Raw genomic sequence first — 24,018 nt, 5'->3', positions numbered from 1 at the left:
TATAGAATGCAGGATAGAGGTTAACAAGCAGTTACGGATTGACCCGATAATTGGTATTATTGGCCTATAAAATAGCCTCTAAATACAAGCAGGTGTTCTCCATTTTAGAGATCTACCCATGGGGAAAAGACGCAAAAGTATCCGGTACGGCGCGTCAAGTTGAGTGAACAGCAAGTGCGACAAGGTCATCTTCCACTTCAAGAATCTCCAACGCCGCACTAGCATTCTCGCAAAGTGCCATTAGGTACTGGACACCAACATTTTGCGCCGTAAGCTCATTTTCATTATATCCGTTCTGAAGAACATGAGTGACGTCTTCACGCAATACAACACGCGTTCCTACTCCTTTAAATGAAAACGACCAATCCTCACCGGTCACACTACCGGTTACGCGCACTTCACCACCGCGAGGTAAGGCACCCGCCGTGATAACCAACAGATTACATAAGATCTTGATGACATCTTTTGGCAGCATCTCCACGCCGCCTTCGCTGTCAGGCCAGTCCAGATTTACCTTGCCGTACGCCATTAGGTCACGGCTAAGACTACGTGCATCACGCAATGAAAGTTCTTGTCCCATACCTCCTGCAAGACCAAACGCAAGCCGGTAAAACTGAAGCCGCGCAGACGCTTCCCCGGCGCTTTCACTAATAAGTTTAAGCGCCTCGGTCCTCATATCTTCGTTGCCGTCATCGCTGACAAGCTCTATCCCATTGCATACAGCACCAATAGGACCGATGATATCATGGCAGAGTTTGGAGCTCATTAGCGAGGCAAGTTTCAAATCAATCATAGGATCTCCAAAATCCGCAGTCCGCGGAACTCTAAAAAAATGGAACAAGCTTTGTCGTCTGCACGACAATTTGTTAGAGTGAATATGCAACAATCTTATCTACCATGTTAAGAGAAAAATCATGCTCGCTCAGTTTTCGCCCGGCCAATATGTTCGCCACCCGCAGGAACCCAACTGGGGGATTGGGCAAGTGCAATCATCGGTTGCGGATCGTGTCACAGTTAATTTCGAGAATGCCGGAAAGCAGTTGATCATTGTTGGTATGGTTGAACTTATTGTGCTTAGCGCGGAAGAAGCGCATAAAGAGCAAAATCGCACAAGATAGGACCGGAGGAACTTGAATTGACAGCAGGGAAAACATTATTTGCAGTTCCAAAAGCTCCGGGCAAGGGAGGACGAAAAGCCCGCTATCAGAAGAAGGGGCGACAAGTCAATCCATCTGCCGCCCGTGAGATCTCCGCCCTACTCGGAGATCGCTCGCGTCAGTCCGACCTGCTCCTCGAACATCTGCATTTGATTCAGGATAACTATGGCCACCTTTCTGCGGATCATTTAGCCGCGCTGGCAGAGGAAATGCGTCTTGCTCTGGCTGAAGTCTACGAAGTCGCAACCTTTTATCATAATTTTACGGTCGTGAAGGAAGGTGACGCAAAACCTGCCGCTCTCACCATCAAAGTCTGCGACAGCCTCTCATGCGAGATGGCCGGATCGATGGAACTGAAGAGGAAGCTCGCTGAAAAATACGGCAGCAATATTCATATCACCCATGGCGCCTGCATGGGGCGTTGTGAAATTGCTCCCGTTGCACGCTTAAAGGATCGCTACGTCGGACATGCAACACTTGAAGATGTCGAAAAACAGGTAGAGGCGGAAAAGAGAAATAATCCGCTTCCAGTCCCCGCCTATACTTCATTTGAGGAGTATATTGCTACGGGGGGATTTACTTCTCATGGAGAATTGCGCCGCGGGGACTTGCTGGCAGACACCATCATCGAAGCATTAAACGAAAGTGGTCATCGCGGCCTTGGTGGGGCAGGCTTCCCGCATGCGTTAAAGCTTAACTCCGTGTTGTCCGTTCCGGGCCCGCGTTACATGGCCGTCAATGCCGATGAAAGCGAACCCGGGACTTTCAAGGACCGGTATTTTCTCAATAAGAACCCATATCAGTTTATAGAGGGCATGCTGATCGGTGCGGAGATCGTTGACGCGGAAAAGATATATATCTTTCTGCGTGATGAATATCCGGAGACAGCCCGGATACTTTCGGAATGTATCAACAAGCTGAAAGCTGAACAACTTGATAGCGGGCGGGAGATTATTCTGCGGCGAGGCGCCGGTGCCTATATATGCGGGGAAGAAAGCGCTATGCTGGAAAGTATCGAGGGAAAGCGCGCCCTGCCCCGTCATAAACCGCCCTTCCCGGCCCATGTCGGATTGTTTGGTCGGCCAACCCTTATCAATAATGTGGAAACACTCTATTGGCTGCCCGACATAATTCGAAAAGGGCCGGACTGGTTTAAGGAAGGTGGACGACATGGCGGCAAAGGATTCCGCAGTTTCTCCCTATCCGGTCATGTGAAAAAGCCGGGTGTCTATATCACCCCTGCTGGTATCACGGTGAAAGAACTGATTGAGGAATATGGCGGCGGCATGGAGGATGGCCATGAATTTCGCGCCTATCTTCCCGGTGGCGCATCCGGTGGCCTTCTTCCGGCAAGCATGGCGGACATCCCGCTCGATTTCGGAACGCTGGAAAAATACGGATGTTTTATTGGCTCTGCCGCCGTTATCGTCATTTCGGACAAGGATGACCTGAAGATGGTGGCACGCAACCTGATGCGCTTTTTCGAGGATGAAAGCTGCGGGCAATGCACCCCGTGTCGCGCCGGTACAGAGAAAGCGCTCAAAATAATGGAGGCCGAACATTGGGATAGCGATCTTCTGACCGAGCTTAGCGCGGTCATGCGTGATGCCTCCATTTGCGGGCTCGGGCAGGCAGCTCCCAACGGTCTGATGTCGATCCTCAAGCATTTTCCGGAGGCGGTCAAATGAGCGAGACAGTCACCTTTGAACTGGATGGCAAACAGGTAACCGCAAAAGCCGGTCAATCCATCTGGGATGTTGCCAAGCAGCAGGGCAAAACAATCCCGCATCTTTGTCATGCGGACCGTATCGGCTTTGAAGCGGATGGAAATTGCCGCGCCTGCATGGTGGAGGTCGAGGGAGAGAGAGTTTTAGCCGCAAGCTGCATCCGCAAACCAACTAACGGAATGAAAGTTCACACCGCGACAGAACGCGCAGAGAAATCCCGCAAGATGGTTATGGAGCTTCTCATTGCCGATCAGCCAGATCGCGAAACTGCCTATGACGACGGCAGCCATTTCTGGCAAATGGCAGACCAGCAGGATATTACAACCAGCCGCTTTGCCCCGCGAGAAATGCCGACAGAGGATTTGTCCCATCCGGCGATGGCCGTAAATCTCGATGCCTGCATCAATTGCAACCTCTGCGTCCGGGCTTGCCGTGATGTTCAGGTAAACGACGTCATCGGCATGGCAGGACGCGGAGTACATTCAAAGATTGTCTTTGATTTTGACGACCCCATGGGAGAGAGCACTTGCGTCGGCTGCGGAGAATGCGTGCAGGCTTGCCCCACAGGCGCATTACTGGAAAAATCTATCCTGCATGACGATCACATAGATCGTGAGGTAAACAGCGTCTGCCCCTTCTGTGGGGTAGGCTGTCAGCTGACCTTCAAGGTTCGGGATGACAAGATCCTCTATGCCGATGGCCGCAACGGCCCCGCCAATGAGGAACGGCTCTGTATCAAGGGACGCTTCGGATTTGACTATATCCATAACCCGGAACGTCTGACTGTTCCACTAATTCGCAAAGAAGGTGTCGCGAAAGAGGATGTTGCCACCCTCGACCCCGCTAACCCTTATACCCATTTCCGTGAAGCAAGCTGGGAAGAGGCACTTGATTTCGCCGCTAGTGGCCTTCGGAAGGTGCGGGATGAAAAAGGCGGCGGCGCGCTCGCCGGATTCGGTTCAGCCAAAGGATCGAATGAAGAAGCCTATCTTTTTCAGAAGCTGGTTCGTATTGGCTTTGGCACCAATAATGTTGATCACTGCACGCGCCTTTGTCACGCCTCTTCCGTGGCAGCACTGCTGGAAACCGTTGGGTCCGGTGCCGTGTCAGCCCCATTTAATGAGGCGGAAAATGCCGATGTGATTATGGTGATCGGATCAAACCCGACCATCAACCATCCAGTCGCCGCTACTTTCTTCAAGAACGCAGCCAAGAAGGGCGCGAAGCTGATTATTATCGATCCACGCGGTCAGTCGCTTTCCCGCCATGCTAAATATATGTTGCAGGAAAAACCGGGGACAGACGTGGCGCTGCTTAATTCGATGATGCATGTCATCGTGAAGGAAGACCTAACAGACAAGGACTACATAAAAAACCACACTGAGAATTTTGAAGAGCTGAAAGTCCATCTGGAGGAGTTCAGCCCGGAAGCCATGGAGCCTGTGACCGGAATCTCACCGGATCTGATCCGGGAGGTTGCGCGGGAGTTTGCCAAGGCCAAGGCGGCAATTATATTCTGGGGAATGGGGATTAGCCAGCATGTCCATGGAACAGATAATTCCCGTTGCCTGATCAGTCTCGCTCTGATGACGGGTCAGGTAGGTCGTCCCGGAACCGGACTGCATCCCTTGCGTGGTCAGAATAATGTTCAAGGCGCCTCGGATGTAGCGCTTATCCCAATGTTCCTGCCAGATTATCAATCGGTTGAAGACCCCGCTATACGCGAAAAATTCGAGCGCTTCTGGGGTGCAGAGCTTGATCCCAAGAAAGGCCTCACAGTGGTTGAAATCACGGAGGCTGTCCATCGGGGCGAAATCAATGCCATGTATATCATGGGGGAGAACCCCGCGATGTCAGACCCGAACGTAAGTCACGCTCGGCAAGCCCTTGCCATGCTGGATCACCTTGTGGTGCAGGATCTATTTGTGACAGAGACGGCGGCCTATGCCGATGTCATTCTCCCGGCCTCGGCTTGGCCCGAGAAAGATGGAACTGTTACCAACACCAACCGTCAGGTCCAGATTGGCCGCGCAGCCGTGCCCCTTCCCGGCGATGCGCGTCAGGATCTCTGGATTATCCAGGAAATAGCCAGACGCCTTGGGCTGGATTGGCATTACGATCACCCGAAAGACGTGTTCGCCGAAATGACTCAGACAATGGATAGCATTAAAGGTATCAGCTGGGAACGGCTTGAGGCTGCCGATTCTGTTATTTACCCTTGCGAAAGCCCGGAAGATCCGGGACAGCCGCTTATATTTACCGAGGATTTTCCGACGGCGAACGGCCTCGGAAAATTTGTGCCCGCGAGCTTGATTTCTCCGGATGAAATCCCCGATAAAAATTTCCCCATTGTTCTGACCACCGGCCGCCTGCTGGAGCATTGGCATACTGGTTCGATGACCCGCCGAGCAAGTGTTCTGGATGCGGTAGAGCCGGAGCCAATCGTTCATATGCCCCCGGCAATGATGGAGCAGCTGGACGCTGCACCCGGAGATCTGGTGACCATTCGTTCGCGTCGCGGAGAGATAGATATTCGGGTTCGTGTCGATGGCGCGGTCCAGAACGGTATGATTTTTATTCCTTTTTGCTATGCAGAAGCAGCCGTCAACCTCCTGACTAATGATGCACTTGACCCTTTTGGTAAAATCGCTGAAGTTAAATTCTGTGCAGTAAATGTTGAAAGGAAGTCAGCCTGAGATGTCCCTTGATTTGGAGAAGAAAACAACGGTTGGAATTATCCAAACGGGGCGTATTGGTGGGTCGCTCGGCGTCAAGTATGGTGAGTATCCCGACATGTTCAAAGAATTGTTCGAAGACGAGCCCTTTGATTTTGTTACCTACGCAGCAATCGATATGCAGCTTCCGAAACATCCATTGGAATGCGATGCATGGGTCATCACCGGATCTAAGCATGGGGTGTATGAGGATTTTAACTGGGTAAAACCATTGGAGGCCTTCATTCGCAAACTGATTGCTAGCGGTCAGCCGACTGTAGGTATTTGTTTTGGCCACCAACTAATGGCGCAGGCAATGGGAGGAAGGGTTGAAAAATTTGCAGGCGGATGGAGTGTCGGGCGCACGATTTATTCAGATGTCCTCAACAATAGAGAGGCACGCCTCCTCTCCTTTCATCAGGACCAGGTGGTCCAGGCACCAGAGAATGCAGAGCTCATTCTCACGTCCGATTTTTGTCAGTTTGCCGGACTTAAATATTCACCCAGCTGCTTTTCGCTTCAACCCCATCCTGAACATACGCTGCCCTTCTTAGTGGATTTGATCAATCAGCGGCGAGGGGTCCAATTAGACCCTGACTTTGCAGATGATAGTCTTGCCTCCCTCGCAGAATCTAATGATCAGCAGCAATATGGCCAGTGGATAGCTGAAATCCTTAAAGGAGAAAGACGGATTTAGTGAATTCTGGCGAGGACTCAACCTTTCTTGAAGGTGGACAATCGCTCTTCTTTGCCGGTGGCCCGTCCCGGACTATTTTCGCGTTCGAATGCAAGCCCATCTTTCAATCCGTAATCCTGTCCCTTGGTTACCAGCATTTTATCAGCGCGAACTGTATGCCAGGAGTTATCGACTATGGCGCGCGCCATTTGCAAGGTCTCTTCGGAAAGCTTTGAGTCGACTACGCATTTATTGACCAACCCGATTTCAAACGCTTCAGCGCCATTGACGACCCGCCCCGTGTACATCATCTCCTTCGCACACAGCCCCCCTACCCGACGAGGGAGCCGCTGGCTCATCCCCCAGAGCGGAGTGAGGCCCCATTTACCATGGGTGTCAGCGAACCGTGCACTCTCGCCGCAGATCATCAAATCACAGGCAAGAACCAACTCCAGTGCGCCGGTATAACAATGACCTTGCACTTCAGCAATGACAGGCTGCGGGAGGTCTTCAATCATTTCAACAGTTTCGGCTTGGAAAAAGGGATGAGGCGCTTTTTCACCGGCCTGCATCGCCTTGAGATCATTGCCAGCGGAAAAAGACCGGCCCTCCCCGCGCAAAATTACACAGCCAATATTTTCCGTCTCTTCAGATAAAGCCGCCACATGGTCATGGAGTTCCACAAACAGTGACGGGCTCAGAGCATTCAGCGCATCTGGTCGGTTCAGGCTAATTATAGCGATACCATCGATATCTTTTCGTGTGACCAGCGCTACCATTTATTTTATCCTTTTTGAAGTACCGTTATCGTCAAACCCATAATCCTTCGCATACACATACCGTTCGCGGTAAAAAGTATATACGCCACTTCCTACGATAATGAGGCTGCCCATAATTGTCCAATTGTCTGGAATATCGCCAAAAACAACGATACCAATAATGATTGCCCAAATCAGGATGGTATAGCGAAATGGGGAGGAAAAACTGATATCGCCTATGCGCATTGCCATAACACTAAAAAGATAGCCAAAGATGATAAAAAGGGCCGCCACTGCTAGCAGGCTAAGCTCTCCAAAACTCACCGGTCGCCACTCTTCGGTCAATGACAGCAACGCTCCGACGGACATAACCGCAACAGAGGTCAAGAGAGATATAAACAAAGATGGAACCCCCACAGACAAACGGCGCGTTGAAATATCCCGCAGAACAATAAACAATACGGCAACGACAGCGAACATTGAGTATTCATTAAACCCATCGGACCCAGGCCGGACGATCATCAGGACGCCAAGAAATCCCGAAATAATAGCCAGATAACGGCGCCAGCCCACCGTTTCGGATAGGAAAATGGCTCCGGCAAGCGTCACGGCGAGCGGTAGTGCCTGCAAAATTGCTGAAGCATTTGCGATCGGCATATGAAATAACGCGGTCAGGTAAAATACCGTCCCGCCGACTTCACCCACAAGACGAAGGGAAATTGTTAAACGGTCTCCTTTTGGGATTCGATAAATCAACACCCCTTTGAACAGGCAAAGTCCGCCGATCAACATGGTTGTGAATATGCCACGCAAAAACATCGCTTGATAGAGATTGAGATGGTCAGACAACAGCTTCATTACCGTGTCGTTAGCAACGTAGGCGGCCATGGTGATAGACATGAACGCCGCACCGCGCATATTATCTGAGATAGGTATAGTCATACCTAATTAGTCAATCAAATGGTTGCAAACCGCAAGCGATATTCAACAAACACCGTGAAAATTAGGGTGATCTCCAGGATAGCTGCTCGGATATAAATTCAGTGGAATATAAATGCATTTTCGCGGAATCCTTTTGCCAGGGATTGTGTCCACAGTTTTCTAGAATTCGCTTCTCAACAGGTCCCTGTATTGCGGTATTGATCGCATCAATCTGGGCAAGGGTGCCGAATGGATTTCCCGGCATTGGATCGCAAGAACAGGAACCTTTATATGCGATAAATAGTTCTCAAGGGTCCATGCCATAAATGCCGGGTCAAGCCAGGTATCATTTCAGCGGCGAAAGGCGCTTTCTGTACTCATTCCGTGGAATTTTTGGAGTTTCGCTTTTATTCCATCCTCGCCATAGGCCCGTTATGCCTCCGCAATCGCCTGCACTGACGCATCCTCGCAAAAACATGAGACTCGAAATTTAAGCCAACCCACCCGTCACGATTTCCGGATCATATTGACAATGCCAGAGAAGTCCGCAGATTTTCCTTCGCCCGAAACATAGTTCTCATATAATTCCATTGCCATCTTGCCGAGCGCTGTCGAGGCGCCAAAGCCTTCCGCCGCTTCCTGACTGAGATGCAGATCTTTCAACATGTTTTCTGCTGAAAATCCAGGCTTATACTCATTGTTTGCCGGACTCGCCGGGACCGGACCAGGAACCGGACAATAGCTTGTAAGCGACCAGCATTGACCCGATGCCGTGGAGACAATATCAAACATAGTCTGGTGCTCCAGGCCTAGCTTTTCCGCCAACACGAAGGCTTCACAGACGCCAACCATGGATATACCGAGGATCATGTTATTGCAGATCTTGGCCGCCTGCCCGTTCCCCGGGCCGCCAGTATGCACGATATTCTGGCCCATTGCCTCCAATATAGGTTTTGCAGCTTCAAATGCCCCTTTGCTGCCACCAACCATGAAGGTCAACGTCCCTGCTGCCGCGCCGCCAACACCGCCACTCACTGGCGCGTCAACCATCATCATACCTTTTTTTGTCGCATCCTTTTCAACATCTCTGGCGGTGGCGACGTCAATGGTCGAACAATCTATAAAAAGTGTACCCTGGTCAGCCGCATCAAGAAGACCACCGTCGCCAAGGTAAACCGCACGTACATGATCGCCCTTGGGCAACATGCTGACAACAATGCCAACACCGCTTGCGGCAGCAGCAGCACTTTCCGCAGCTTCCGCACCTTCCTTCACACATGCGGCAACTGCCTCTTTCGACAGATCAAAAACTTTTACTGAGTGACCGGCTTTTAACAGGTTCAAGGCCATCGGCCCGCCCATATTACCAACACCCACGAAACCTATTCTGGCCATGATACCATCCCCGTTTTGTTTGCGCAGGGCCCGAAGGCCCTGCAGTTTATTCTTATTTTATTTATGTGTCGGCATGATGAATTCAGCACCTGCCTTGATGCTATCCGGCCACCGCGAGGTCACTGTCTTTACCTTCGTGTAGAACCTGACGCCTTCAGGACCATGCTGATTATGATCACCAAACGCTGAATTTTTCCAGCCACCGAAGCTATGGAATGCCAGCGGAACAGGAATTGGGACATTCACGCCAACCATGCCGATTTCAACATTATTGGAAAAGGCGCGCGCCACGTCTCCGTTACGTGTGAAGATCGACGTGCCATTTCCAAACTCATGCTTATCGACCATCTCGATGGCTTCATTAAAGGTTGGAGCGCGCACAACAGAAAGTACCGGGCCGAAAATTTCTTCCTTGTAGATGCGCATATCAGTCTGGACATTGTCAAAAAGACAGCCGCCCATATAAAAACCGTTTTCGTAGCCCTGAAGTGAGAGATCGCGGCCATCGACCACCAGATCCGCTCCTTCTTCAATTCCGAGATCTACATAGCCTTTTACTTTTTCAAGGTGCTCTTTCGTGACCAAGGGTCCCATGTCCCCATCGGCCGCACTCGGACCAACTTTAAGGTTACGCACTTTCGGCGCGAGTTTCTCGACGAGTTCATCGCCTGCATCACCAACGGCAACGGCAACTGAGATCGCCATGCACCGCTCCCCGGCGGAACCGTAGCCTGCGCCAATCAAGGCGTCCACGGCCTTGTCCATGTCGGCGTCTGGCATAACCAGCATATGGTTCTTGGCCCCGCCCATGGCCTGCACCCGCTTACCGGCAGCAGCAGCACGTGAATAGACATATTTCGCGATCGGCGTTGAGCCAACAAAACTTATCGCCTTAACCCGAGGATCATCAAGAAGCGTATCCACAGAAAGCTTGTCGCCATTTATAACATTGAGAACGCCCTTTGGGGCACCTGCCTGCAGCATCAACTCACCCAGGCGCATTGGCAAGGAGGGGTCTTTCTCCGATGGCTTCAGAATGAATGTATTTCCGCAAGCAATCGCAACGGCAAACATCCACATCGGTACCATGGCCGGAAAGTTAAAAGGTGTAATACCTGCAACAACACCGAGTGGCTTGCGCATGGAATACATATCAATGCCAGAAGAAACATTGTCAGAAAACTCGCCTTTTAGTAGATGCGGAATGCCGCAGGCAAACTCAACCACTTCAAGGCCACGAATGATCGAGCCCTTGGCGTCCGAATGGACCTTGCCATGTTCACTGGCAAGCAGAGCGGCAAGTTCCTCAATATTTTCCTCAACCAATTGCTTGAACTTGAACATTACCCGCGCGCGGGTAATCGGCGAAGTGTTTGCCCAATCGGGGAAAGCAGCGAGACTGTCAGCAACCGCGTCGCTAACCTCAGCTTCCGTCGCAAGCGGGACATCCGCCTTATGCTCACCGGTGCTTGGATTATAAACCGGGCTGAACCGTCCGGATTTCCCGGCGACATACTGACCGCCGATAAAATGTTTCAATTGTTCTGTCATCTGATCTTCTCCCAATGAGCTCTTATTTCACGCCACTTTACATAGGTAAAATTGCAAAGTAATTAGATAAGAACGCACATTCCCTGTGTAAAATCGCACATGAGGTATTTCTTATTTTTGACTGGGACGACATTCGTTTCTTCCTGGAGCTTAGCCGTAAAGGGCGCCTGACGGAAGTGGCTAAAGCGCTTAAAGTAGACCATACTACGGTCGGTCGCCGAGTTCTTGCACTGGAAGGCAAGCTGGACGCCAAATTATTCGAGGCGACATCCCGCGGTTTCGTTCTGACTGAGGCGGGGGAAAGATTGCTGCCGCTGGCGGAGCAGATGGAGAGCGCGTCAGCGAACATCCAGGATACGGTGGGCGGGGAGAACCAGACTCTTACAGGAACGGTACGCCTTGGCGTCCCGGAAGGGTTTGGCAGCCAGTTTCTGGCCCAAGAACTACCGGCTTTCCAGAAACTGCATCCGAAAATCGAGCTCGAATTTGTCGCGAACGACCGATTTGTCAGCCTTTCCAAACGAGAGGCTGATTTATCCATCACACTTGGTCGCCCGAAATCAGGCCGCCTGATTTCCCGAAAATTGACGGACTATCGACTCCGCCTATACGCAACACGGGACTATCTCAAAAGCCACAAGCCAATCCGCAATCTCGAAGATTTATACCTGCACAACTTCATCTCATATATTGAAGAACTGGTGCCGGATCCACAGCTTCTCTATCTAAGCGACATCATTGGCAATCCGAATATCGGCCTGAAAAGTTCCAGCATCGTATTTCAATTTCAGGCGACACTTGCAGGAGGGGGCATCAGCATCCTGCATTGCTTCGCCGCCGACGGATACCCAGAGCTCGTTTCTATTCTCCCCGATGAGATCAGTATAGAGCGAAGTTACTGGCTAAATACACCAGAAGACATTCACGATCTGGCCCGAATTCGAGCTGTCAGTGATTTTTTGAGTGATGTTGTCGAGCGCCGCCGCGAAAAACTGATGGGTGAGAACTAGTTTAACAAATATCTACCCTAATATTAAACTCGATTACTCTAAGATAACAGTTCGATCTGGAGCGAAACAAAAATCAGATTTAGAATCTATGCTCCTGCCATAGCAAAATATTTATAACAGAGGCCAAGCCCATTTCCGCTTCAACCATCAATCGACCAAGGGAATATTTACTACTCGTCCTTTTGGCGAGTCTTTGGGGCTCTTCCTATCTACTCATTCGTATCGGAGTGGAAACCATCCCGCCGACCTCCTTGGTTGCGCTTCGAGTGTCCGTTGCCGCATTTGTCCTTCTTACCGTTATCTGGTGGCAAGGCTATCGATTACCGACAGACTTTTCAACTTGGCGAAGTTTTGTTATCCAGTCCTTCTTCAATAGTTTTGGCGCTTGGGTGCTTCTCGCCTGGGGCCAGCAATATGTCGAGAGCGGACTTGCTACTGTTCTTAATTCAACATCGCCAATATTTGTCTTTTTCCTCACTTGGCTGGTAACAAAACATGAGACAGTAACCGCACGAAAAATTTCCGGTGCCTTTATCGGACTAGCCGGGGTTGTCATGATTATTGGTGTCGACGTTCTGCAAAACCTGGGACAACAGGTCATTGCTCAAGTTGCCATTCTCGCCAGCGCCATGCTGTATGGCTATGCAGCCATCTATGGTAAGAGGTTCGCCGCCCTTCCATCTACTGTCACTGCCGCGGGCGTCATGATTTCTGCGACGCTGGTTTTGGTTCCCGCCAGTCTTATTATTGATCGACCATGGACGCTTTCGCCATCTGCTTCTTCGCTTGTGGCGGTTGTCACGCTTGGAACATTCGGGACAGCACTCGCCCTGCTCCTTTACTTTCGCCTGATCAACACGCTGGGATCGCTTGGCACGGCCAGCCAAAGCTATTTGCGTATGGGAATCGGGGTGATGCTGGGCATCGTCATTTTGGGAGAACAGTTTTCACTGATCGTCGGGCTAGGCTTGGTGATTGCCATTTGTGGTGTTGCGTTAATCAATATCCCTGCAAAACGCCGTTGATTGCCTCGTTATAGAAGACGGCGTTCTGCTTCTGCAAGATCTTCGGGGCGGTTAATATTAAAGAACGGATCGCCTGCGCTTTCTTCCCAGATTACCTCGCATCGCGAATAGCGATCTGCAAAGACGAGGATTTTTCGCAGGTCTTCGTCAACAAGTGCCGCACGCAAGTCCCGGGCAAGAGAAATTGGCCAGAGAGCGACCACAGGATGCACACGCCCCACAGAATTCGCCATAACAATCTTTTCGCTATTTCCCTTAATTTCAAGCGCTAAGCGTTCGACGAGATTATCTGGAATAAAAGGCGCATCCGTTGGGACACTCAACATATGGGTGGCACCGCCCCCTTTTCTTCCAAAATACTCCATACCCGTCAATATTCCCGCAAGCGGGCCTGCAAACCCGGCAACACTATCCTGCACAACTGGAATTTCTGGCGGTGCAACGCCGGCTATTTCAACGTTCATGTTCAAGACAATTTCGCCCACTTGTGGACGGAGAGTGTCGATAATGCGCGTTAACAATGTCTTGCCGCCCAGTTTCTGCAAAAATTTACTGCCGCCTCCCATACGCCGCGATTGTCCGCCTGCCAATAGGAGGCATGGAAACTCCATCGAAGTGCCTTTCATTGCGCCGCCTTTCGCTGATATTTCCGAGGTTCATCTGGAATTTTTGCAGGGTCTGCATCGAAGACCAGTCGCTCTGCACCAGACAAACAGACAAACCGCTTTCCTCTCGCACGACCAATCAGCGTAAGATTGGCTTGCCGGGCGAGATCAACCCCCCAAGCAGTAAATCCTGAGCGGGAGATAACAATTGATAATTGCATCTGAACTGTCTTGATCACCATTTCCGAGGTTAATCGCCCAGTTGTGTAAAAAATTTTGTCTCGTGGCGAGATGCCATGTCGCCACATATAACCTGCAATCTTGTCGATCGCATTATGCCGGCCAACATCCTCCATATAAATCAAGGGTCGGTCTCCTTCGCACAATACACAGCCGTGAATAGCGCCCGCTTCCAAGTAAAGAGAGGGTTGTTGATTAATTTTTCGCGACAGGTCGTAAATCCAGGATGTTTTAAGGACGGCATCGGTATCAAGGACAATATCTTCAAATTTTTCCATAACATCACCGAACACAGTGCCCTGCGCACAGCCGGATGTTTGGGTTTTCTTCTTCAGTTTATCCTCAAAATCAGTTTCCCTTTCGGTACGTACCACGACGACTCCAAGGTCTTCGTCATAGTCAATGCCCGTTACTTTGTCATCTGCATGCAGCATATTCTGGTTCAACAAATAACCCAGCGCCAGATAATCCGGATAGTCGCCAATTGTCATCATGGTGACAATTTCCTGACCGTTCAGGAACAGAGTTAGCGGCTTCTCAACCACAACAGGCAAACTGATTGCGTCCCCACTTTGATCAATACCCTGCAGGTTTTCGCTCAGGCTCGCCGCTTTGGGATCTGGAGCAATTAGAAATTCCTTCATGTTTGCCGTCATGTCCTTACATTTATTATTAAATAAATTCGTGTTAAATTAGAAGTTTAGCAGGCAGCGATCGACCTGTCATTTTTCCTTAGTCGAAGAATCGTCACTGACGGGTTGGGGGCATTAAATGGGACGAGTATTTTTGTCCGACGTTGACAAAGGGCGCGACAATAATCTCAATCTGATTAGATTGCTGGCTGCAGCCGGTGTGCTGATATCGCATGCCTGGCCAGTTTCAACGGGCAAAATCAAGCAACAACCATTTGCTGAAATACTGCTTGGTATTGACCTTGGAATAATCTGCGTTTCCATTTTTTTCGCAATCTCCGGGTACCTTATTGCACAAAGCTATGATCGCGACCCGAACCTCAAGCGCTTTTGGCTATCGCGCGTTATGCGCATTTTTCCAGGGTTGCTTGTTATGCTTCTCATCACTGCACTTGTCCTCGCCCCATTGATTACCGTTGCGGACATAAGTGCGATATGGCAGGCAGCGCCAGAATACATCCTGCGGAACTTCACTCTATTCTCACTCGAACAATATTTACCGGGCGTCTTCAAGGGAAATCCAGTTGGCGGTACAATTAATATCCCCCTTTGGACATTGAGCCATGAACTTGTTTGTTATTTCTTTGTAACAATATTGGGGCTCGCAGGATTATTAAAATCGCAACGCCTCATGTTCTTTGCCTGGCTTACGTTTATCCTATTCTACGGTTTTATACTCTACTTTGAACCGCAACAGCGCCTTGTCGCGCTCGCAAAACTGGCCTTCCCTTTCATGATTGGAGTTTTATTTTTTGTCTGGCGTCAGAAGCTTCTTTTAAACTGGATGATTGGTGGTGTGCTGATCATTTTGACAGCGCTTTTGTACGACAGCGTGATCTTTCGGGAAGCTTTCATGCTGTCTCTCACCTATATTGTTTTTCTGATGGCCTTTTTACCCAAAGGAAGAATAAGGGAATACAATCGGCTGGGCGACTATTCCTATGGTGTCTATATCTATGCCTTTCCCATTCAGCAGCTTGTCGCCTATATGGGGGTGACCAACCCATATCTCAATATCCTGTACGCCTTTCCGCTGGCTCTCATTTGCGCCTTTCTTTCCTGGATAATTATTGAAAAACCATCCCTCGGCATTGCCAGAAGGTTCAAGGCGCGCACCCGTAGCATCGTTGGGTCAAAATAGGTGTACACGTCCGTTTCAGGAGTGACAGAACCATTTTAATCGATATGTTGTTGGCTGAATTAGAACTTGGCAATTCATCAGGAAAAATAAATGACACTTGACCGTCCAAACCTTATCCAAGCCATCACGAAAATTGCCCGTGAGGCAGGTGACAAGATCCTGACCATTTACCAACAGGATTTTGACGTGAAGACCAAGTCCGATGCGTCACCAGTTACCGAAGCTGACGTTGAAGCAGAGAAAATAATTCTTAAAGGCCTGAATAATCTTACACCTGATATTCCTGTCCTGGCGGAGGAAAGCGAAGCGGCGGGAAATGTCCCTGATTTATCCAGCGGCATATTCTGGCTAGTTGATCCTCTGGACGGAACCAAGGAATTCATTCACAAACGCGGGGAGTTCACGGTAAATATTGCGCTTATCGAACAGGGTCGTCCGACTATGGGTGTCATTCACATACCCGCGAAGAATCAAACCTACTTTGCCGAAGGGCCAGGTAAAGTTTGGCGACAGGACGATGGAAGTGAACCGCAGAAAATTAAAGCACGCGTCGCCCCAGACGATGGGCTAGTTATCGTCGCCAGTCGCTCTCACCGCACACCGGAAACAGACGATTATATTGCAAAGTTTAAAGTGAAAGAGCTTATATCCGCCGGTTCTTCCCTGAAGCTTTGCCTTTTGGCAGAGGGTAAGGCCGATCTATATCCGCGCTTTGGTCGCACCATGGAATGGGATATCGGGGCAGGCCAAGCTATACTTGAGGCGGCGGGCGGTACGGTCGAAACCCTCGATGGCTCGCGCCTCATCTATGGTAAAGACGGCCATGACAACCCCTATTTCGTTGCCAAAGGCCGCCCTTGAAGTCTTTGGTTATCAGGCGTTAACGTCGATGACGACGCGGCCCTTGATCTGTCCTTTAAGAATATCACTCGCGAGAGTAGGCAGATTGCTCATTGGCTCAACGCGTATCATGTCTGCGAACAGGGATTTATCGAGGTCCGTTGCCAAGCGGGACCAAGCCTCGACACGTATGTCCCGAGGCGCCATGACGCTGTCCACCCCAAGCAGGGAAACACCCCGCAGGATGAAGGGAAGAACAGAAGTTGGCAGGTCATTACCACCCGCGAGGCCGCATGCGGCAACCGCGCCACCATAGTTGGTCTGCGCAATCACAGCGGCCAGAATCTTGCTGCCAACGCAATCGACGGCACCAGCCCAGCGTTCCTTATCAAAAGGACGCCCTTTGCCCATCGTTTCCTCGCGGCTGATGACATCCTTAGCGCCAAGCTTTTTCAAATATTCATGGGTTTCCTCCCGGCCACTCGATGCGACAACCTGATAGCCAAGCTTGGCAAGCAGGGCAATCGCCACGGAACCGACGCCACCTGCGGCCCCCGTCACCAGAATGTCCCCCTTATCCGGCGTAATTCCCGCCTTTTCCAGCGCCAACACACAGAGCATGGAGGTATAGCCAGCAGTACCGATGGCCATAGCTTCCTGCATGGAAAAAGCGTCTGGTAACTTGATCAGCCATTCGGATTTGAGTTTCTGCTTCTGGCTGTATCCGCCCCAATATAGCTCAGATAGGCCATAGCCATTGACGATCACCTTGTCGCCCGGCTTAAAGTCCGCGGACTTGCTTTCCAGAACTGTACCGGCAAGGTCAACACCACCTACCATTGGTAGACGACGGGCAATTCCCTTGCCTGAAACCGCGAGACCATCTTTGTAGTTCAGCGTCGAATAAGAAATTTCGACAAGGACATCTTCATCAGGAAGGTCCCCTACCGTCAAATCCTTAAAAACTGCCTGCTGCTTCCCATCCTGATCTTCTATGACCAAGGCTCTAAATGTGTCGCCCATTTCAGTATCCCTTTAATTATATTTTATCCCTTATAGCCCTTCCGACACCGGGAATAAAAGCCAAAATTACATAAGCAATTGATTGTTAATGTATTTATTCTAATATTAATACTATGGACAGAGAGGCTCCCCTGATTTTCTAGTAAAATGGAGTTACAACATGTCAGAAATGGAGAAAATTCTACAAGGTTACGTTTTAACGACCGCAGAGATACTATATCATCTTCCTGACTATCCGGAATTTCTGCAAACATATATCTGGCAGGAATATGACCTGGCCCCAAGATATCCGACATTGAAGAAGTTTCTGGATTTTTGGGAGGCTGAACTTGACGGACCTTTACATTCAGTTCGCATAGCGTCCAAAAAGCTTATCAGCCCTAGCGAGTTACGCTACAGCAGCGCCGAATATCTAGTGAACTAGCCTCTACGTCCGGACGCACAAAATCCAAGCCTATTCCGGCGGCGCAAATTTTGCGAAAACTTCTTCGCCGGTCATCATCGTCGTCTTATTGGCGAAAGTATAGAAGGCAGGCTTTTCATCAATGAAAATCTGGTGGTCCAAGACAAAGTCGTCGTCCCCAAACAATCCCAACGGCACAACATATTGGCCATTTTCTTTGAGACGGTAAAACAGATGGGTCCCGCAATTCATGCAGAACCCTCGCTCTGCCCATTCCGAAGAATTGAAAACCTTGATATTCTCATCACCATCAAAACTCACTTCTGTTCCACAATCAGTGGTCAGCAACGGGCCGCCGCCCCAACGCCTGCAACTGCTGCAGTGGCAGACGCCCGCTGTGTCATCAGTTTTCTTTGCGTTGATTTTGACGTCTCCGCAGAGACAGGTTCCGGTTCTTTCTTTTCCAACCATCGTTAATACCTCCGAAAAAATAATGGCCTTACTATTAAAGAGAATCCGTTAGGATTGTTTCCTCAAGATGAAAGGGCGCCAAAACAACTCAGGAACTCAGCCAGCTGTATTAAATTAGTCCCCGTTCTTTAGCTTCCACGCGAGCATTTCTCCGGCGTGGAAGGGCACGACAGAGCCATTTGGCGATTCAATATGTTCAATCGCCTTTATTTTGGTAGGCTCTAGCGTGATACTTCCTTCATTCAATGGCAGGCCATAAAACCTTGGCCCAAACTCCGACGCAAATGCCTCTAGTTTCTCCAGCGCCAACTCTTCCTCAAAGACAGTTGCATAACTCTCCAATGCGTAGGGTGCGTTGAAAAGTCCGGCGCAGCCACAGGCTGACTCTTTATCCATCTTCGTGTGCGGCGCGCTATCCGTTCCCAGGAAAAATTTGGGGGATCCCGAAGTAGCGGCTTTACGAAGTGCCAGCCGATGTTTTTCCCGCTTAGCGATAGGTAGACAATAGAAATGCGGACGAATTCCACCTTTAAATATTTCATTCCGGTTAAAGATCAGATGATGAGGGGTAATTGTGGCCGCAACATTGGGCCCGCTCTCCATTACAAAATCGGCGGCATTAGCCGTTGTAATATGTTCAAACACCACCTTTAATTCGGGAAAATCAGCGAGAAGGCCAATCATCACCTTTTCGATAAAGACCGCCTCCCGATCGAAAATATCAACCTCGCTATCCGTTACCTCGCCATGAACAAGAAGGGGCATCTTGAGTTGTTGCATTACCTCAAGAACCGGATAAATATTCTGTATATCAGTCACCCCGTGACTGGAATTCGTTGTCGCATTCGCGGGGTAAAGTTTCGCAGCTGTAAAGATACCTGCCTCATGCCCCCGCCTAACCTCTTCAGCGTCTATGCTATCCGTAAGATAACAGGTCATGAGAGGTGTGAAGTCCATCCCTTCCGGCACGGCGGACAAAATACGTTCACGATAGCTTTCAGCTGCGGCCATTGTGGTCACAGGCGGCACAAGGTTAGGCATGATAATGGCCCGCGCGAATTGCCGTGCCGTATATTTTGCAACCGCTTGGAGCATGCCCCCGTCGCGTAAATGTGTATGCCAGTCATCCGGTCGCCGGAGCGTAAGAGGTACTCGTGCCGTGTTAGGGTGAGAGGAGGCTTTCTCGGATTCAGCTTGGCTCATAAATTGGTCCATCAAAGCAAAAGGGGCGTGATTGCAATCATCTTATTAATACGCAAGCTTCCCCTTGCCAAGAGTGCGATCCTAACTTACCTGTTATTAAAATAATTAGGAAGGTTCCTCGTTTTGGAAGCATCATTGGCGGAATTGAAAATTGCAGCGTTAGAAAACCGGACTGTGCTCACTTTACGCGGGGCAGATGTTTGGAGCTTTTTGCAGAATCTCGTCACCAATGACATGCAGGATGTCAGTGAGACACACGGAATTTACGCGGCGCTCTTAACTGCCCAAGGTAAATTTCTTCATGATTTTATAATTGTGAGGATAGGGGAGGCCTATCTTCTTGATTGCCTAGCGGATCGCAAGGATGACCTTATTCGCCGGCTGACGCTTTATAAACTTCGTGCAGATGTCCTCATCAGTGAGGAAGGACAGCGCGTCTTCGCGCTATTTGGAAATGATGCATTCGGAGCAGCCAACCTGCCGGAAACTTCGGGTGCCTTAAGAGAATCTGGAGGATGTGCCTTTCTTGTGGATCCGCGTAATAACGCACTTGGCGTTCGCCTGTTTGCCCCCACCAGCTTCGATCCTGTCACTGAGTTCCCGACAGCAGACCTCGTGGGGGAGGACGCGTATGATGCTCACCGGTTGAGCCTTGGCATCCCGGAAGGTGGACATGATATTCTGCCGGAGAAAAACTTCCTTCTTGAAGCAAATTTTGAGGAATTAAACGGTGTCAGCTTTACCAAGGGCTGCTATGTGGGACAGGAACTGACAGCCCGTACCAAGCACCGCGCCAAAATCAAGAAACGCCTTTTCCGGATTGAGTATGATGGCGAGCTTCATAGTGGCGATAAAATCATGCATCAAGGTCGCGAAATTGCCGAAGTGCGTTCAATCTCAAATGGCCGAGGCTTAGCATTGGTTCGCCTGAATAGCTTGGCAGTACCCCCGGAAGAGCTTGAGCCAAAGGGCGTAAAGCTTATCCAGCCAAATTACATAGACTTACCTTTGGGCGACCCATAACGGTAATCCGGTTGCATAAATTTGGACTGACTTACCTCTAGGCGGGGTTTCACCAAAAGTTTTCAAAAAGGAAAACAAACAAATGCCTGATGGCTGCACCTGGTATGGAGATGACCCTTTTTATAAGGCTTATCACGATGAAGAATGGGGCGTGCCCGAATATGACAGCCGCGCACTCTACGAAAAACTCATTCTCGATGGATTTCAGGCTGGTCTTTCCTGGATTACAATTTTACGAAAACGTGAGAACTTCAAAGCAGCCTTCAACAATTTCGATCCGGAAGCTATTGCGCGCTATAATGACGCCAAAGTAGAAGCCCTGATGCAGGATAGCGGTATTATCCGCAATCGCGCGAAAATCCTCGGGACGATTAAAGGCGCCCAGCTTTTCCTGGACATTGAGGAAAAGGAGGATGGCGGTTTTTCGAATTTTCTATGGAGCTACCTGAAGGGCGAACCACTACAAAACAGTTGGCAATCCATGGCGGAGATCCCGGCCCAAACACCACTTAGTCAGGCGATTTCAAAGGACCTTAAAAAGCGGGGGTTCAATTTTGTCGGACCGACCATTGTCTATGCCTTTATGCAAGCTGTTGGCATGGTCAATGATCATGTAGTCACTTGCCCACGCCATGAAGAAGTTAAACGGCTTATACGAGCAGCAAAACATTGACATATGGTGCACGAAAACGCGAAGAAAATGAGAATTGGCACGAACAGGATAGGATCGAACACTGGAACCCAGACTTAAAGCCGAACTATGGATAAAGGCCTATATCCGAAAATGTGCCACGCTAAATGTCCCGGTCATGGTAACCCGACGCGGCGATGAAACGGCGGGTACTGTTCTTCTAAAAATTAACCGTTTAGGCCCCGGTTGCATGGTCCTCTCCCCAACGACAAATTTCGATGACGGCGCCCGCATGTGGCTAAAAGGAACGGGGCCTGACTGGGTTGAGGAATCAGATGCTGACACCTATATTGAAAAGCGGATGAAGAATGATCCTGATCTCTGGGTGCTGGAAATTGAAGATCGGGAAGGTCGTGCGTTTCTGGACGAAAAAATTGAGTAAAACAAACGAAATTTACGCGTGAATTCCCTGAATTTTGGCTGGCATTCAACAAGAGCATGCCTTATCCTTCCACTACATATGCCATAAAACCCGACAGGAACCCGCTCAATGCAACAATATCTTGATCTTTTGCGCACCGTACGCCACCACGGCGTCTTTAAATCGGATCGCACGGGCGTTGGCACCTATAGTATTTTTGGCCATCAGATGCGATTTGACCTCTCGCAAGGGTTTCCCGTGCTTACCACGAAAAAATTGCATCTGAAATCGATCATACATGAATTACTCTGGTTCCTTTCAGGCGAGTCAAACATCCGCTATCTGAAGGAAAATGGCGTCCGAATCTGGGATGAATGGGCAGATGAAAATGGCGATCTTGGGCCAGTTTATGGAGTGCAATGGCGCTCCTGGCCGCGCCCGGATGGTGGAACTATCGACCAGATCGCGAATCTGCTGCACCAGATCAAGACCAATCCAGATTCACGGCGGCTGATTGTCAGTGCCTGGAACCCGGCAGAAGTTGATAATATGGCACTTCCGCCCTGTCATTGCCTGTTCCAATTCTATGTCGTGGATGGCAAACTCTCCTGCCAGCTTTACCAGCGAAGCGCCGATGTCTTTCTGGGTGTCCCCTTCAACATCGCGTCCTATGCACTCCTGACAATGATGATTGCCCAGGTTTGCGATTTGGAACCAGGTGAATTTATCCACAGTTTTGGGGACACTCATCTGTATGCCAATCATTTGGAACAAGCGGATTTGCAGCTCGAACGAATTCCCGGCAAGCTGCCCACTATGCAGATCAACCCTGATATTAAAGACCTGTTCGCCTTTACCTTTGATGATTTCAAACTTCAAGGGTATCAAGCTGCTGCGCATATCCCAGCGCAAGTTGCAGTTTAGGTTATCAATGCCGGAAATTCTTCTCTCGGCAATGGTTGCCGTATCCGATAATCAGGTGATAGGCAAAGATAATAGCCTACCTTGGCGGCTTTCCAATGATCTGAAATGGTTTAAGAAAACGACCATGGGCAAGCCCGTCATCATGGGGCGAAAGACGTACCAGTCGCTTCCCGGCTTGCTTCCCGGACGTCCCCATATTGTCATTACCCGTGATCGTCATTTCACCGCTAAAGGAGCCGTTGTCGTAAACAGTCTGGAAGATGCCTTGATTGCCGGGGAAAGTGCCGCCCGGCAAATTGATGCCAACGAAATGGTCATTATCGGCGGGGCAGAAATTTATCATCTGGCCCTCTCTAAACTGGACCGTGTCTACCTAACCCGTGTCCATGCGACAATAGAGGGTGACACCTTTTTTCCGGAACTCGATCCCAGTCAATGGGTCGAATTATCATGTGACTTTTATAACAAGTCCGACAAGGACATGTTTGATCACAGTTTTGTCCTGCTTGAAAGAAAGCGGACTTAAAAAAATTAGCGACGAAGGCCCCTTTTAAAATCTGCGCAAAAGAACTATATTAAAGGCGTTGGGAAACCAACTATGGTAATAAACGTTTCATGGAATAAACGTTGCGGACCCGGGGGCGGTACCCGGCGCCTCCACCATAAAGGCAGATATATACAAGTAATCAGCTGTCTTTTTGATGGGGGCGAAATAGGCTCGACGCGCGCAGTAAAGATGTAATTTTTACCCGGCATGATACCACCGACATCGGGTCATTTTTATAAATGCTAACGATAATGACGAAGCATTTGCCGTAGCTGCTTAATTGCACTACACGGGGTTCGGAGGGGCACCTGGCAACAGAAGCCCCTCCACTTATTTTTATGCCATGCAGCCCCCACATCGACATCTCGCTGCATTGTTAGAAATAACGTAATGAGTAATAGTGTTGGAGGCGGGAGTTTATTCACGACATGAATGACGAAATCAATTACACGAAAATGGTGGAGAACGCACTGATGGACGTTGTCCGAAATGCGCTTCGTCATGCAGCCGAATACGGACTTCCCGGCGACCAACATTTCTACGTTACGTTTAAAACCGGCTTTCCCGGGGTGTCTGTGCCAGCTCATCTTTCAGAGCGCTACAAAGATGAAATGACGATCGTACTGCAACATCAGTTTTGGGATATTGTGGTCGAGCCGGATTATTTCACCGTTGACCTGAGCTTCAATCACAAGCGCGAGACGCTAAAAATTCCCTTCGATGCATTGACTGCATTTGCTGATCCATCTGTGCAATTCGGCCTTCAGTTCTCGGCGACGGATTTAGAAAGTGATTTAGAATCGCAGCCTGAATCTGAGGATACCGAGCAGAAGGAAAGCTTGAACGATGAAGAAGGCGAAACAGCTGAAAAACAAGGCGAAATAATTGCTCTTGATGCCTTCCGCAAAAAATAGCTAATC

At 49.7% G+C, this 24,018-nt stretch carries 25 protein-coding genes and 1 other RNA gene; 16 read left to right on the top strand and 10 right to left on the bottom strand.

Features of this window, described 5'->3' with window-relative positions:
- Positions 1-154: 154 nt before the first annotated feature.
- A complete protein-coding gene (locus GQE98_RS05980) occupies positions 155-766 on the bottom strand; it encodes a histidine phosphotransferase family protein (protein WP_161314702.1) in 612 nt (203 codons plus the stop codon).
- A gap of 148 nt (positions 767-914) precedes the next feature.
- On the opposite strand from GQE98_RS05980, the gene GQE98_RS05975 reads away from it, so the two are divergent.
- Genes GQE98_RS05975 through GQE98_RS05960 form a run of 4 tightly spaced genes read left to right on the top strand, consistent with a single transcriptional unit; the run spans position 915 to position 6,295 of the window.
- Positions 915-1,118 (top strand): DUF3553 domain-containing protein, encoded by a 204-nt coding sequence (locus tag GQE98_RS05975; RefSeq protein WP_161314701.1) that lies wholly within the window; start codon positions 915-917, stop codon positions 1,116-1,118.
- 17 nt (positions 1,119-1,135) lie between these two features.
- Complete coding sequence (locus GQE98_RS05970; protein WP_161314700.1) at positions 1,136-2,845, top strand: NAD(P)H-dependent oxidoreductase subunit E; 1,710 nt, start codon at positions 1,136-1,138, stop codon at positions 2,843-2,845.
- A complete protein-coding gene (gene fdhF / locus GQE98_RS05965) occupies positions 2,842-5,580 on the top strand; it encodes a formate dehydrogenase subunit alpha (protein WP_161314699.1) in 2,739 nt (912 codons plus the stop codon). The genes GQE98_RS05970 and fdhF overlap by 4 nt, the downstream gene beginning before the upstream one ends.
- Position 5,581: 1 nt before the next feature.
- Entirely contained in the window at positions 5,582-6,295 is a 714-nt protein-coding gene (locus GQE98_RS05960; RefSeq protein WP_161314698.1) for a type 1 glutamine amidotransferase, read from the top strand.
- A 17-nt stretch (positions 6,296-6,312) separates the two neighbouring features.
- On the opposite strand, the gene GQE98_RS05955 is transcribed toward GQE98_RS05960, so the two are convergent.
- From GQE98_RS05955 to GQE98_RS05940, 4 genes are all read right to left on the bottom strand, one after another.
- A complete protein-coding gene (locus GQE98_RS05955; protein ID WP_161314697.1) occupies positions 6,313-7,053 on the bottom strand; it encodes an enoyl-CoA hydratase/isomerase family protein in 741 nt (246 codons plus the stop codon).
- The gene (locus GQE98_RS05950; protein WP_202526105.1) at positions 7,054-7,974 is read right to left on the bottom strand and encodes a DMT family transporter; all 921 of its coding nucleotides are present in this window, start codon (positions 7,972-7,974) and stop codon (positions 7,054-7,056) included. It lies immediately after the preceding gene.
- A 486-nt stretch (positions 7,975-8,460) separates the two neighbouring features.
- Positions 8,461-9,348 carry a 3-hydroxyisobutyrate dehydrogenase gene (mmsB, locus tag GQE98_RS05945; RefSeq protein WP_161314696.1) on the bottom strand — a complete coding sequence of 296 codons (888 nt, stop codon included), beginning with the start codon at positions 9,346-9,348 and terminating at the stop codon, positions 8,461-8,463.
- Between the two features lie 57 nt (positions 9,349-9,405).
- Positions 9,406-10,899, bottom strand: a complete 1,494-nt coding sequence (locus tag GQE98_RS05940; protein ID WP_161314695.1) for a CoA-acylating methylmalonate-semialdehyde dehydrogenase — start codon at positions 10,897-10,899, stop codon at positions 9,406-9,408.
- 83 nt (positions 10,900-10,982) lie between these two features.
- Here GQE98_RS05940 and GQE98_RS05935 point away from each other — a divergent pair, with 83 nt between their 5' ends.
- Positions 10,983-11,909, top strand: coding sequence for a LysR family transcriptional regulator (locus GQE98_RS05935; RefSeq protein WP_281351256.1), 927 nt, complete (start codon positions 10,983-10,985; stop codon positions 11,907-11,909).
- A gap of 107 nt (positions 11,910-12,016) precedes the next feature.
- Positions 12,017-12,934, top strand: coding sequence for a DMT family transporter (locus tag GQE98_RS18390; RefSeq protein ID WP_343044165.1), 918 nt, complete (start codon positions 12,017-12,019; stop codon positions 12,932-12,934).
- 8 nt (positions 12,935-12,942) lie between these two features.
- Here GQE98_RS18390 and mobA read toward each other — a convergent pair whose 3' ends face one another.
- Both mobA and fdhD read right to left on the bottom strand, forming a co-directional pair.
- Entirely contained in the window at positions 12,943-13,560 is a 618-nt protein-coding gene (gene mobA, locus GQE98_RS05925) for a molybdenum cofactor guanylyltransferase MobA (RefSeq protein ID WP_161314693.1), read from the bottom strand.
- Complete coding sequence (fdhD, locus tag GQE98_RS05920) at positions 13,557-14,423, bottom strand: formate dehydrogenase accessory sulfurtransferase FdhD (protein WP_202526103.1); 867 nt, start codon at positions 14,421-14,423, stop codon at positions 13,557-13,559. Before fdhD ends, mobA begins: the two co-directional genes overlap by 4 nt.
- Positions 14,424-14,550: 127 nt before the next feature.
- Between fdhD and GQE98_RS05915 the strand changes: the two genes are divergently transcribed.
- Both GQE98_RS05915 and cysQ read left to right on the top strand, forming a co-directional pair.
- Complete coding sequence (locus GQE98_RS05915) at positions 14,551-15,612, top strand: acyltransferase family protein (protein WP_161314691.1); 1,062 nt, start codon at positions 14,551-14,553, stop codon at positions 15,610-15,612.
- 90 nt (positions 15,613-15,702) lie between these two features.
- The gene (gene cysQ / locus GQE98_RS05910; RefSeq protein WP_161314690.1) at positions 15,703-16,473 is read left to right on the top strand and encodes a 3'(2'),5'-bisphosphate nucleotidase CysQ; all 771 of its coding nucleotides are present in this window, start codon (positions 15,703-15,705) and stop codon (positions 16,471-16,473) included.
- Between the two features lie 12 nt (positions 16,474-16,485).
- On the opposite strand, the gene acuI is transcribed toward cysQ, so the two are convergent.
- Complete coding sequence (gene acuI / locus GQE98_RS05905; RefSeq protein ID WP_161314689.1) at positions 16,486-17,475, bottom strand: acrylyl-CoA reductase (NADPH); 990 nt, start codon at positions 17,473-17,475, stop codon at positions 16,486-16,488.
- Between the two features lie 160 nt (positions 17,476-17,635).
- Between acuI and GQE98_RS05900 the strand changes: the two genes are divergently transcribed.
- Complete coding sequence (locus GQE98_RS05900) at positions 17,636-17,899, top strand: usg protein (RefSeq protein WP_161314688.1); 264 nt, start codon at positions 17,636-17,638, stop codon at positions 17,897-17,899.
- Positions 17,900-17,929: 30 nt separating this feature from the next.
- Here the strand turns inward: GQE98_RS05900 and GQE98_RS05895 are convergent, their stop codons facing one another.
- Together GQE98_RS05895 and pyrC are read right to left on the bottom strand one after the other, a co-directional pair.
- Complete coding sequence (locus GQE98_RS05895) at positions 17,930-18,349, bottom strand: GFA family protein (RefSeq protein ID WP_161314687.1); 420 nt, start codon at positions 18,347-18,349, stop codon at positions 17,930-17,932.
- 114 nt (positions 18,350-18,463) lie between these two features.
- The gene (gene pyrC / locus GQE98_RS05890) at positions 18,464-19,552 is read right to left on the bottom strand and encodes a dihydroorotase (RefSeq protein ID WP_161314686.1); all 1,089 of its coding nucleotides are present in this window, start codon (positions 19,550-19,552) and stop codon (positions 18,464-18,466) included.
- A gap of 135 nt (positions 19,553-19,687) precedes the next feature.
- Between pyrC and ygfZ the strand changes: the two genes are divergently transcribed.
- The 7 genes from ygfZ to GQE98_RS05855 all read left to right on the top strand — a co-directional run bounded on the left by ygfZ (position 19,688) and on the right by GQE98_RS05855 (position 24,012).
- Positions 19,688-20,575 (top strand): CAF17-like 4Fe-4S cluster assembly/insertion protein YgfZ, encoded by an 888-nt coding sequence (ygfZ, locus tag GQE98_RS05885; RefSeq protein ID WP_161314685.1) that lies wholly within the window; start codon positions 19,688-19,690, stop codon positions 20,573-20,575.
- 82 nt (positions 20,576-20,657) lie between these two features.
- Positions 20,658-21,248: a DNA-3-methyladenine glycosylase I gene (locus GQE98_RS05880; protein WP_161314684.1), complete on the top strand. Its 591-nt coding sequence runs from the start codon at positions 20,658-20,660 to the stop codon at positions 21,246-21,248.
- A 61-nt stretch (positions 21,249-21,309) separates the two neighbouring features.
- Positions 21,310-21,648 carry a DUF1491 family protein gene (locus GQE98_RS05875; protein ID WP_161314825.1) on the top strand — a complete coding sequence of 113 codons (339 nt, stop codon included), beginning with the start codon at positions 21,310-21,312 and terminating at the stop codon, positions 21,646-21,648.
- 108 nt (positions 21,649-21,756) lie between these two features.
- Entirely contained in the window at positions 21,757-22,551 is a 795-nt protein-coding gene (locus GQE98_RS05870; protein WP_161314683.1) for a thymidylate synthase, read from the top strand.
- 7 nt (positions 22,552-22,558) lie between these two features.
- Positions 22,559-23,077, top strand: a complete 519-nt coding sequence (locus GQE98_RS05865) for a dihydrofolate reductase (RefSeq protein WP_161314682.1) — start codon at positions 22,559-22,561, stop codon at positions 23,075-23,077.
- An 18-nt stretch (positions 23,078-23,095) separates the two neighbouring features.
- Positions 23,096-23,429, top strand: a transfer-messenger RNA (tmRNA) gene (ssrA, locus tag GQE98_RS05860).
- Between the two features lie 97 nt (positions 23,430-23,526).
- Positions 23,527-24,012, top strand: a complete 486-nt coding sequence (locus GQE98_RS05855) for an SspB family protein (RefSeq protein WP_161314681.1) — start codon at positions 23,527-23,529, stop codon at positions 24,010-24,012.
- Positions 24,013-24,018: the final 6 nt, after the last annotated feature.

Source organism: Sneathiella litorea (genome assembly GCF_009882915.1).
GTDB classification, from domain to species: domain Bacteria; phylum Pseudomonadota; class Alphaproteobacteria; order Sneathiellales; family Sneathiellaceae; genus Sneathiella; species Sneathiella litorea.
This window is presented reverse-complemented; position numbering and strand designations above follow the sequence as displayed.